The 10,323-nt window shown below is 50.6% G+C and carries 9 protein-coding genes; 5 read left to right on the top strand and 4 right to left on the bottom strand.

Annotated elements, in window-relative coordinates; all coding sequences use genetic code 11:
- The first annotated feature begins 174 nt into the window (after positions 1 to 174).
- The 4 genes from ABEW73_RS33565 to ABEW73_RS33550 all read left to right on the top strand — a co-directional run bounded on the left by ABEW73_RS33565 (position 175) and on the right by ABEW73_RS33550 (position 3,003).
- The gene (locus tag ABEW73_RS33565) at positions 175 to 468 is read left to right on the top strand and encodes an MTH1187 family thiamine-binding protein (RefSeq protein WP_430163012.1); all 294 of its coding nucleotides are present in this window, start codon (positions 175 to 177) and stop codon (positions 466 to 468) included.
- The gene (locus ABEW73_RS33560; protein ID WP_430137991.1) at positions 465 to 1,220 is read left to right on the top strand and encodes an ABC transporter permease; all 756 of its coding nucleotides are present in this window, start codon (positions 465 to 467) and stop codon (positions 1,218 to 1,220) included. Before ABEW73_RS33565 ends, ABEW73_RS33560 begins: the two co-directional genes overlap by 4 nt.
- 54 nt (positions 1,221 to 1,274) lie before the next feature.
- Positions 1,275 to 2,108 (top strand): ABC transporter ATP-binding protein, encoded by an 834-nt coding sequence (locus tag ABEW73_RS33555; protein WP_430163009.1) that lies wholly within the window; start codon positions 1,275 to 1,277, stop codon positions 2,106 to 2,108.
- A 79-nt stretch (positions 2,109 to 2,187) separates the two neighbouring features.
- Positions 2,188 to 3,003, top strand: coding sequence for a TatD family hydrolase (locus ABEW73_RS33550; RefSeq protein ID WP_430163007.1), 816 nt, complete (start codon positions 2,188 to 2,190; stop codon positions 3,001 to 3,003).
- 31 nt (positions 3,004 to 3,034) lie between these two features.
- On the opposite strand, the gene ABEW73_RS33545 is transcribed toward ABEW73_RS33550, so the two are convergent.
- From ABEW73_RS33545 to ABEW73_RS33530, 4 genes are all read right to left on the bottom strand, one after another.
- Positions 3,035 to 3,211: a Spo0E family sporulation regulatory protein-aspartic acid phosphatase gene (locus tag ABEW73_RS33545; RefSeq protein ID WP_430163004.1), complete on the bottom strand. Its 177-nt coding sequence runs from the start codon at positions 3,209 to 3,211 to the stop codon at positions 3,035 to 3,037.
- A 157-nt stretch (positions 3,212 to 3,368) separates the two neighbouring features.
- Positions 3,369 to 4,919, bottom strand: a complete 1,551-nt coding sequence (locus ABEW73_RS33540; protein ID WP_430163001.1) for an extracellular solute-binding protein — start codon at positions 4,917 to 4,919, stop codon at positions 3,369 to 3,371.
- A 69-nt stretch (positions 4,920 to 4,988) separates the two neighbouring features.
- Positions 4,989 to 5,873, bottom strand: a complete 885-nt coding sequence (locus tag ABEW73_RS33535) for a carbohydrate ABC transporter permease (protein WP_076322305.1) — start codon at positions 5,871 to 5,873, stop codon at positions 4,989 to 4,991.
- A gap of 30 nt (positions 5,874 to 5,903) precedes the next feature.
- Positions 5,904 to 6,884 carry an ABC transporter permease gene (locus tag ABEW73_RS33530; protein ID WP_098741717.1) on the bottom strand — a complete coding sequence of 327 codons (981 nt, stop codon included), beginning with the start codon at positions 6,882 to 6,884 and terminating at the stop codon, positions 5,904 to 5,906.
- 377 nt (positions 6,885 to 7,261) lie between these two features.
- Between ABEW73_RS33530 and ABEW73_RS33525 the strand changes: the two genes are divergently transcribed.
- Positions 7,262 to 9,580 carry an AraC family transcriptional regulator gene (locus ABEW73_RS33525; RefSeq protein WP_430162999.1) on the top strand — a complete coding sequence of 773 codons (2,319 nt, stop codon included), beginning with the start codon at positions 7,262 to 7,264 and terminating at the stop codon, positions 9,578 to 9,580.
- Positions 9,581 to 10,323: the final 743 nt, after the last annotated feature.

Raw genomic sequence — 10,323 nt, 5'->3', positions numbered from 1 at the left:
ATCGCAAGAAAACCTACCTATACATCGCGGTCGCTCATCCTTGAAGTGGCCTCGATAGAGGTTTTCTTATCAAAAGCGGACTTTTTGAACAACCTCTATAAGAAGAGAGACGGCCTTTGCAGCAGGCCGCCTCTCTTCCATTACAATATAGCTTGCACGAAAGGATGAGTTTATATGGCGAATACTCTCTTGAGCATTCAAGTAATACCGAGAACGCCAAACGGGGCCGACAGCATCCCTTATGTAGATGAAGCAATCAAGGTTATTCAGGAATCAGGCGTGAAATACGAGGTTCACGCACTCGAAACGACCATGGAAGGAGAACTCTCCGAGCTGCTCAAGATCGTTGAGTGCATGCACGAGGCGCTGGTGAATGCGGGAAGTCCCAGCATCATATCCCAGGTCAAAATCGCGCACCATCCAAGCGGCATCAGCATGGATAAGCTGACTGAGAAATACCGTCCATGAGAAGCTGGTGGAGTTCTGTTTGGCCGCCCGTTGTGGCGGTCCTCTTCTTTTTGATGGTATGGCAGGCCGCTGTATCCGTATTCGACATTGAACCCTTTATTTTGCCTGCACCGACGGCCATCGGGCATGAGGCCGTCACCGGAGCTTCCGGTCTCTTCCAGCATACAGCGGCCACCCTGCAATTAACCCTGATCGGCTTTATCATCGGTACGGCAATCGGTCTAATCATCTCGCTGGCACTGCACATGGTGCCTTTTCTCAAAACCGCCCTTTATCCGCTTCTTATTCTTAGCCAAAATGTGCCGACAATCGCCCTAGCCCCGCTTCTCATGATTTGGTTCGGCTTCGGCATGCTGCCCAAGGTTATCGTGATTACGCTGGTCTGCTTCTTCCCTGTCGCTGTTGCGGCCCTGGATGGACTCGCGCGTACCGACCGCACCATGATGAATTATATGCAGATGGCGGGGGCTACCTCGTGGCAAATCTTCACCAAGCTGGAGCTGCCGCATGCCCTTCCCTCCATCTTCTCCGGGATTCGAATTGCGGCCACCTATTCGGTTATGGGGGCGGTTATCGGGGAATGGATCGGCTCGGACCGGGGAATCGGCTACTACATGATGCTGCAAAAATCCGGCTACCGTACGGATCGGGTGTTTGTTGCCATCCTGGTCATCGTCCTGCTCAGCCTGCTGATGGTGCTGCTGATCACCCTGCTGGAGAAGCGGCTCATCCGCTGGAATCGAAAAGGTTGAGCCCCCTGTGAATAGACATTTTGATTCTTATATGAAAGGAGGCCATTTATCGATATGACACATCAAGTATCCCTGCCGCTCCAGGACGGTGCTGACCCGTCCACTGCGTCGGTCTTATCAGCACCTGCCCTCGAGGTTCGCAGCCTTCGGAAAACCTTCCGCGATCGACGCAGCGAAGTGCATGTGCTGAATGGCCTTTCGCTTCAGGTACAGCCCGGGGAATTCGTCTCCTTGATCGGTCCTTCAGGCAGCGGAAAGAGCACACTCTTCCATATCATCGGGGGATTAACCGCTCCGGATACGGGTTCGGTCCTCATGGATGGCCAGGACGTGACCGGGGAAAAAGGCCGCATCGCCTATATGCCTCAACAGCCGGCCCTGTTCCCTTGGCGTACGGTGGAGGACAATGTGCTTCTTCCCGAGGAGCTGAGAGGCACCTCGAAAGCCACTGCCCGGGAACATGCCCGCAGCTGGATGGAACGGGCCGGCCTCACCGGCTTCGAGAAGGCGTATCCGCACACCCTTTCAGGCGGAATGCAGCAGCGGGCGGCTTTTCTGCGCGCACTGATGAGTCCTCAGGAAGTCATGTGCTTGGACGAACCGTTCAGCGCATTGGATGCGCTGACGCGCAGCGATATGCAGCGCTGGCTGCTCGATATCTGGGAGGATACGCGCCGTTCGGTGCTGATGATTACCCATCATATCGAGGAGGCGCTGCTCCTCTCGGACAGCATCTATATCCTGTCAGCACGGCCCGGAACCATCTTGAAACGGGTAGAAGTTCCATTCTCCCGTCCGCGCCGGGAAAACATCCTGATGGATCCGTCCTTCATCGCATTAAAAACCGAAATTTCCGCCATCATGCGGGAAGAACAGCACAAACGCTGACCGATGAAGGCCAGCGGAATACATACATCCATGATTCGCCAAGCGCTTCGTGGAAGCTTACAAGCGAGGTTATGTAACGATGAAATCATTCACGCAAAGTGAAGCCAATTTCCCACTGTTGGACACTCATATTCATCTGGACAGCTATTCGATATCCGATCAACAAGCGATTCTCGCGGATATCCGTCAGCATGAGGTTCAATCCGTTATCTCCGTCTCCATGCATCTGGCTTCCTGCAAGCGTAACCTGGAGCTGGCCAGGCAGTACGGACCGATGGTGCGGCCAGCTTTCGGTTATCATCCGGAGCAGCCCCTCCCTTCCACTAACGAAACCGAAGAGCTGCTGGATTGGATGGCAGAGCATGCCGATGAGATGGCTGCCGTAGGAGAGGTGGGTCTCCCCTATTACGCCAGGCTGGAGGCTGAATCGGAGGGCCGTCCTTGGGATAACCGCCCTTACGCCTATCTATTGGAGCAATTTATAGCATTTGCTAAAAAGCATCATAAACCGGTGATTCTGCACGCTGTATATGAAGATGCGGATATCGCATGTGATTTGCTCGAAAAATACGGCGTCACTCGTGCCCATTTCCATTGGTTCAAGGGCTCCCGTGACACCTTGCAGCGGATGGCGGGTAACGGATACTATATTTCCTTCACGCCTGACATCCTCTATGAGGAAGAAATTCGTGATATGGCACGTAGGTATCCGGATCATCTCGTCATGACCGAAACCGATGGTCCTTGGCCGTTCGAAGGTCCGTTCACCGGACAGATAACCCATCCTCGGATGACGGCTGCTGTGGCTGCGGCATGGGCGGAGCTTCAGGGGCTGTCCATAACCGAGGCCCGCAGGATTTTGTATGAGAATGCCGCGAGACTTTACGATTTATAAAAAGAATTTTCATTCAGCTCAAGTCGGTTGTTTACGCAATCGGCTTGTTTTCTTTAAGAAATCGGTTATATTGATTAATCAACTCATCAAGCACGATCGATTGACTGAGGACTTTAGGATGATTAAAATCACGATACCGCTGCTTCATCTTATGAAGCTTATGCCGTTCTTGCTCGATATTAAACTTTATGCCTTCCTTCGTTTCCATGACTTTATATCCTCCCCTCATGTAATATTTTATGCTTTAATGTAAAATTATAGGATGTTTAATATTAGACATCAGAAATATAACATAGAGGGGCTTTTCCTGTTATTCACGCCAAAAAACCACAATGCAAGTTGCAGCATTGTGGTTTTGGATTTCCTTATTTAACATACTTCTCCTGATATGCCTTTGACATCTCATCTGTAATTTCTTTCATCTTCGGGTCACTCTTGATCGTTTCGATCAGCTTATCGTACGATTCAACCGGTTCTTTGCCCGTGATGACCATGACCCGCATATCCTCCACCTTCTTGGAAATCTCGGGATAGTATTTGTTATAGGCATCCGAATACAGTTCTCCCGAAGGATTCGGAACCTTGACCGTCTTGCGCTCTGTGACAATCTCTACGTTCCGCTCATATACTTCATCCGGCATCCCTACCGCGCTGATGGCCATATCGTCGCTGACAAGATGAATCATATTGTTCAAGTTGCCGTCACCCGTCTTATCCACGGCGGCCTGCGGCGTTGCAACCTTCTTCCCGTTCTCCACTTTATAATGGACACCTTCGATTCCGTAAGTCAGCATCTCATTGCCTTCTTGACTATAACCGTAATCGAAAAACTCGAGGATTTTCTTTACTTTCGCCTCCGGCACTTTCTTCGGAATCAGGTACACCCCATAGTACGGCGAACCTGAAGGCGTATATTTCACCCCGTTTGCATTCTCCAAGTAAGCAAGCGGCATCAGATCCGCCTTGGGATCAACGCCTTTCACGGCTTCGCCGGTCACCCAGGCATGGTTCATGGACATGCCGCCTACCCCTGCTTTGGCGCTTCGCATCGTGTCCATCACCTGCGAGAACTTCATGATCGCAAAATCTTTGGGGAACAATCCTTCTTCATAAGCCTTTTTGATCCACAACATGGCCTCCTTGGACTCGTCCGACGTAAGGATAGGAGACAACGTATTATCGGCCTCCAGCTTCCATGCCCCTTGCGTTTCATTAAAGAGATTATAAATGTACGCAAGCGCGCCGGGATTCGCCGCATATGGAATCTCATCGGCCTGTCCATTACCATTCGGATCCTGTTCCTTAAAAGCCTTTAACACGTTATGGAACTCATCCAGCGTTTTGGGCGTTTCCAGATGAAGGGCATCCAGCCAGTCCTTGCGGATCATCGGGAACACTCCGCCACCATAGCTAGGATAATAACGAGGAATGACGATGTTCTTGCCATCCACCTTGGTGATTTCCCACATTTCCTTCAGTTCTTCGCGGTTCAAATTCGGATAGTCTTTAAGAAACGGCGTCAGATCCCAGAAGACACCCTGCTTCAGCATTTTCTGCAGCTGCGGGTTCTGCATCGTCTCCACGAAAGTAACCTCCGGAAGATCGCCGGATGCAAGCATGACATTGATCTTCTCTTCGGCCGTGGACGGCGACAGCCACGTAATATTCAGCTTGGTATTGGTACGTTTCTCAAGCTCTTTCCATAGTACATTGGTGTTGTCTATGAATTCGGTGGCATAATTCAGGGTCTGTATCGTAATGCTGGTAGGTTCACTGCTGTTTGTTTCTCCTCCGTTATCGCTCGGTGCACTTCCGTCTCGGCTGCCGCATGCGCTAAGCAAGAGCGAACCTGCCAAGAGCAGCACCCCCGACATTTTTAATAACGACTTGCCCGGCTTGGTTTCCTTTTTTTTCATCATTAGACCTCCCTTTTAATGTTACATCTCGTCTGACTGAGCATGATGGCAGTTATACCGTATATCGTTTCATTCCTTGACAGAGCCTACCATCGCTCCTTTGGCGAAGTGTTTCTGCAGGAATGGATACACTAACATGATCGGAACGGTTGCAATCACGACCGCCGCCATCTTCAACGTTTCTGTTGGGACGGGACGGTTCACTTGGAAGGCAAATCCGCCGCCGCTCCCCGATCCCATCGTCGTTGGGTCCACAAGCATATTTTGCAGCAATACTTGCAGCGGCCACATCTTCTGGTCATTAATAAACATCAGTGCGTTGAAATACGTATTCCAATAGCCGACCGCAAAGAACAATCCGAAAGCCACCAGCGCCGGCAGCGACAACGGCAGAATGATTCGCCAGAATACGCCGATATCATTCGAGCCGTCGATCATTGCGGCTTCCTCCAGACTTTCCGGAATGCTATCGAAGAATCCCTTCATGAGCAGCACATACCATGCGCTGGTCAAGCTCGGCAGGATCAGCGACCAGACACTGTCAATGAGTCCCACATTGCGGACGACCAAATACAGCGGCACCAATCCCGGCGTGAAGAGAAAGGTGATTAAGATCATAATCATGATGGCCTTGCGAAACCGAAGGCGCTTACGGGACACCGCATAAGCCAACCCCCCGGTAACGAGCAGGCTGAGCAGCGTGCCAACTGTAGCCAGGAACACGCTCACGGAAATCGAGGTGACAAACAATCCGTTGGACAGTAAATGTTTGTAAGCATCCAGCGTCCAAACCCGCGGCCATAAGATCAAGCTTCGTTGATAATATTCCACCGGATCGGTAAACGACAAAATAACGGTATAGTAAATCGGAAATATCGTTGCCAAACCGATGATCAGCAGCAGTCCGTTATTCACAAAACCGAACAGCCTGGTTTTCCATCCTTTCTCATGCATGTTTTACTCCTCCTTGTCTTCGCCCATCCTTTAATACAAGCTTTCTTGACCGTACCGTCTCGCCAACCGGTTGGCCGTGACCACCAGGATGACGCCGACAATCGATTTGAACAATCCGATGGCCGTACTGTAGCTGAACTCACCCTGCCGAATCCCCACCCGGTATACATAGGTATCGAACACTTCAGCTACATTGGTAACAGGTGCATTCATCATCAGATAAATCTGTTCGAATCCCGTATCCAGAATCGTTCCCAGACGAAGAATCAACAGAATCAGGATCACGTTGCGCATCGCCGGCAGAGTAATATGCCACATCCGTCTCATTCGGCCCGCACCATCCATCACCGCTGCTTCATATAATTGCGGGTCCACTCCAGCGATAGCCGCGAGAAAAATGATGGTCCCCCACCCGACTTCCTTCCAAATGGATTGTCCCGTCAGCATACCCCAGAAATAGTTCGGGTTGGAGAGAATATCGATCGTCTCCCAATCCATGGAGATCAGCCACTTATTAAACAAGCCCTCCGATTGCGAGAACATGAGGTAGGTTAGACCGTAGATCAATACCCAGGATAAAAAATGGGGGATATACACCAGGGATTGAATGGTCCGCTTATAGAAGGAGTTCCGCACTTCATTCAGCATCAAAGATAAAATGATGGGTGCCGGAAAAAAGAAAATCAGGCTCAGAAAACTGATCGCCAGCGTATTACGCAGCAGCATCCAGAAATCATGGTTGGAGAAAAACCGGGTGAAATGCTCAAACCCTACCCAGGGGCTTCCGAGCACCCCAAAGTATGGAGAATACTCCTGGAAGGCAATCACGAGATTCGTAATCGGAATATATTTGAAAATGATAAAAAAGATCAGACCCGGCAAGGCCAGCACGTACAAATACTTGTCGCGCACAACATCCGACCATATCCGCCCCCACTTCGTTTTGGATCTCACGGGAATGGGGGGACTCCCGCTTCCTTTTGCCGACTGAACGGTTTCTTGTGCTTTCATCGATACTCCCTCACTTTCAGCCTTGTCATCTTGTTCAACATACCGTTCACGGAATGCAGTTCTAATGTAAACGCTTGCAACATTCCCTGCAATTCCACTTTTTTTCCGCCGTTTCCAATCGCCCGTATCTTCCTGCACAACACAGGGAAATACTTGGTCTCTAAGGTATTGAGGACCCTTTCGTTTCCTTGTATTGCACTTTTTTTCCACGACGAATGAACGTCCGCTTCGGTTAATCGATAACGTTGTCCCAACCTCAATTGGGAAGATATGATCTTTTCAACTCATCCACTCATTCGCTATGATAGGAAGTAATCATTTACCGGCTCGCTTTGATTAAGCCTTTGATTTGTCTATGCCAACAGGGGGTTAAAGTAATGAGGCAACAGAATCATGAATCCGTTTTCAAAGGTATTATGTATTGGAGAAGCATCGCGCTGGCCGTGTTGTTAACATGCCTCCCCATCTCGGCCATTACGGCCGTTTACCTTTATGTGGGCAACCAGCATATGATTAACCAATATCAGCAGCGGAACGAAGAAGCCCTGGTTGACGCTGCGAGACAAGTAGACGAGCAATTTACCCAGTTGGTCCACTACGCCCTCAATATGGTGGTGAAGCCCCATTTCAAACCTTCGTTGTCGGATATGGACTTTGTATCGAATGTCGAGGAGACAAACGAGCTGTTCAGTACGCTCAACCTGGTGGGGAATGCCGATCCCTTGGTGGATCAGGTCTATCTGTATATCAAAAAGCAAAACAAAATCATGGAGCCTGATCTCGGCCTTCGGACGCTGGATCAGGAACAGGATGCGATAAGCTTCAACAAGCTCATGGAAGGAGATTCGGACATGTTCTGGGTCCATGACCTGGAGCGGCCTTTTAACAAGGATAAATCTTCCCACGCGCTCGTCATGCGACTTCCCTTCAACGGTCATACGCCCTATGGCGCGATCGTCATCTATATTGATCCGTCGAAGCTGCACGTCATTCGCAATAGCGAGAATCTCTCGTTCCTGCTGGACGACCATGGTCACGTCATCGGGGAGTCGGGAATGAGCCGCAGCATGCCGAAAGCGATGAGCGCGATTCAGGAACAGCTGAAGCTTCCGGAGAATGCCCGAAGTGCGAATCATTTGCGGTTGAAGGTTCCGGTGGACCAGGATGTGTTGCTGGTGAACACCGTTCAATTTGAAAAAATGCAACAAAATTGGACCTATGTTTCAGGCACGCCGCAATCCAAGATCATTGCTCCAACGAAGCCGTATACCCATATCATTCTGATTTGCTTTGCTTTTGCGCTTGCGGCATCACTGGCTGTGAGCTGGTTTGCCTCTAAGAGCATGTATCGTCCTATAAGCAAGATGCTGAATATGATTGGCGGCGATCAGGCCAAACCGAGCTCGCGATACAATGAGCTTGATTATATTGAACACGAGTGGAAGCAGTACCGGTTCTCGCATGATACGCTTCAAGGCCAATGGAAGCGATCCTTGCCCGCGATCAGAGAGGCTTATATCAATCAATTTTTGAGTGGACAAGCCGCCCACCTGACGGAGCCCGAATACGTGCTCAAGCTGCAAGAGATGGATCTAGACATTACCGATAAACAGTTCTCGGCGATCGTGCTTCAGCAGCATACTCACGGGGAGGATCGGACGCCTCTGACGGAAAATGATCAGCATCTTCTCACCTATGCCGCGCTGAACGTGATCCAGGAGCTGGCAGAGGACATAGGCGCATATATGCATCCCATCAATTTCTTTGACGGCTCCTTCGGCGTCATCCTGATCGTTCCGGCTTCCCATCAAGCCGATGAACAGACGCGTTTGATGAGGCAGTTGTGCAATCAGATCATGCGGGCTTTGCGCGATACGCTCCGCATGTCGGCAACCATCGTATTGGGAGGACCAAGCTCTACATGGACCGATGTTCCCCATATTCTCGAACAGGCCAAGCGTGCGCTGCATTACCGATCCTTTGATGCAGGCAGTCAGCTGCTGGAAGCAGAAACCGTGCTTTCCCAGAAAAACGACTGGATCGACTTTCCGCTGGAATTGGAGCAGGATTTCATTCACACCTTGAATCTTGGGCTCCAGGGGGATGCGCTGCGTTCCCTGAGCCGCTTCGTAACGGCGCTTCAAGCCGGGGGAGGTTCGGAGTGGCATGTCCACCATGGCCTCATGCGGTTAATCACAAGCGTTCACCGGTCTATGCTGCAGGCTGGCTTAAATCCATATCAGGTGTACAATTTCTCCAATCTGCAGGAACAGCTTTCCCTGCTTCGCGACCCGAAGGCCTGCGTGACCTGGTTCCAGAAAGAAATCATCGAACCCTACCTCGATCAGTTAACAAAGAACTTCAACAGCTCCATGAAATCGCTGGTCGAAAACGTACTGGAGCAAATCGAGCAAAACGGGATGCAAGACCTGTCCCTGGATACCATGGCCATGGAAGCCGGTGTCAGTGTATCCCAGCTGAGCAAAGCGTTTAAGCAGATGACGGGCACGAATTATATAGACTATCTGACAACCGTGCGCATGAACCGCTGCAAAGAATTGCTGCTGACTACCGATCTTCGCATTCACGAGATTGCGGAAGCCGCAGGATATCAGCCTCCCTACTTCAATCGAATGTTCAAGAAGCTTGAAGGGATCACGCCCGGACAATACCGTCAGCAGGGCATTGGCAAATAGATCGGACCGGGTTCAGTATACGGAGAGGATGGATTTACCGACACATGTCATCCTGATCAGCAATCTCCATATAAAAGGAGACCACTGAAAAAAAGGGCTGTCCCTTGGTCTGTATTTCATGACCTTTTGGGACAGCCCCGTTTCTGTGTTATAACTTACGTTCAAGCGTCGTACATTGCGGCACGCTTAGCGCCGACAAGCCATCCAAGCATGCCCCGAACCACGCATCATGCGCACAGGGAGCAGTGCGCACGATGTACAAAATAGTTGCACATTTTAGCGGACTCAGCGGACCTTATTCTGATCAAAAGCACCATTTCTCGAATGGTGGCGGACTTGAGGTCCGTTATTCACCGAATAAGGCTCTCATTTTTCGGATTACACGCTACTTAACGGAACGTGTGTCCGATAGATCCAGCAAAAGCAAGCCCATAGCGAAAATAACGGATCTGCGGTCCTTTGCCCCCGGATTTCAACGATTCTTAAATGGATCCGATACTGCTACTACCGGGCCGTAACTCGTTCCGGCTTGCGGCTTGGAAGCTACGGCAAACTTACGGTGCACTGTGCGGCTTGGAAGCTACGGCATACTTACGGTGCACTGCGCGGCTTGAAAGCTACGGCAAACTTACAGTGCACTGCGCGGCTTGGAAGCTATGGCAAACTTACGGTGCACTGCGCGGCTTGGAAGCTACGGCAAACTTACGGTGCACTGCGCGCCTTGGAAGCTACGGCAAACTTAC

Source organism: Paenibacillus lautus, assembly GCF_050482385.1.
GTDB classification, from domain to species: Bacteria; Bacillota; Bacilli; order Paenibacillales; family Paenibacillaceae; genus Paenibacillus_AQ; species Paenibacillus_AQ lautus_B.
This window is presented reverse-complemented; position numbering and strand designations above follow the sequence as displayed.

Excerpts from the sequence above, each read along its gene's own strand:
- ABEW73_RS33560 (WP_430137991.1), top strand. The coding sequence starts at position 465 with ATGAGAAGCTGGTGGAGTTCTGTTTGGCCGCCCGTTGTGGCGGTCCTC.
- ABEW73_RS33565 (WP_430163012.1), top strand. The coding sequence starts at position 175 with ATGGCGAATACTCTCTTGAGCATTCAAGTAATACCGAGAACGCCAAAC.
- ABEW73_RS33535 (WP_076322305.1), bottom strand. The coding sequence starts at position 5,873 with ATGCATGAGAAAGGATGGAAAACCAGGCTGTTCGGTTTTGTGAATAAC.
- ABEW73_RS33540 (WP_430163001.1), bottom strand. The coding sequence starts at position 4,919 with ATGAAAAAAAAGGAAACCAAGCCGGGCAAGTCGTTATTAAAAATGTCG.
- ABEW73_RS33555 (WP_430163009.1), top strand. The coding sequence starts at position 1,275 with ATGACACATCAAGTATCCCTGCCGCTCCAGGACGGTGCTGACCCGTCC.
- ABEW73_RS33545 (WP_430163004.1), bottom strand. The coding sequence starts at position 3,211 with ATGGAAACGAAGGAAGGCATAAAGTTTAATATCGAGCAAGAACGGCAT.
- ABEW73_RS33530 (WP_098741717.1), bottom strand. The coding sequence starts at position 6,884 with ATGAAAGCACAAGAAACCGTTCAGTCGGCAAAAGGAAGCGGGAGTCCC.
- ABEW73_RS33550 (WP_430163007.1), top strand. The coding sequence starts at position 2,188 with ATGAAATCATTCACGCAAAGTGAAGCCAATTTCCCACTGTTGGACACT.
- ABEW73_RS33525 (WP_430162999.1), top strand. The coding sequence starts at position 7,262 with ATGAGGCAACAGAATCATGAATCCGTTTTCAAAGGTATTATGTATTGG.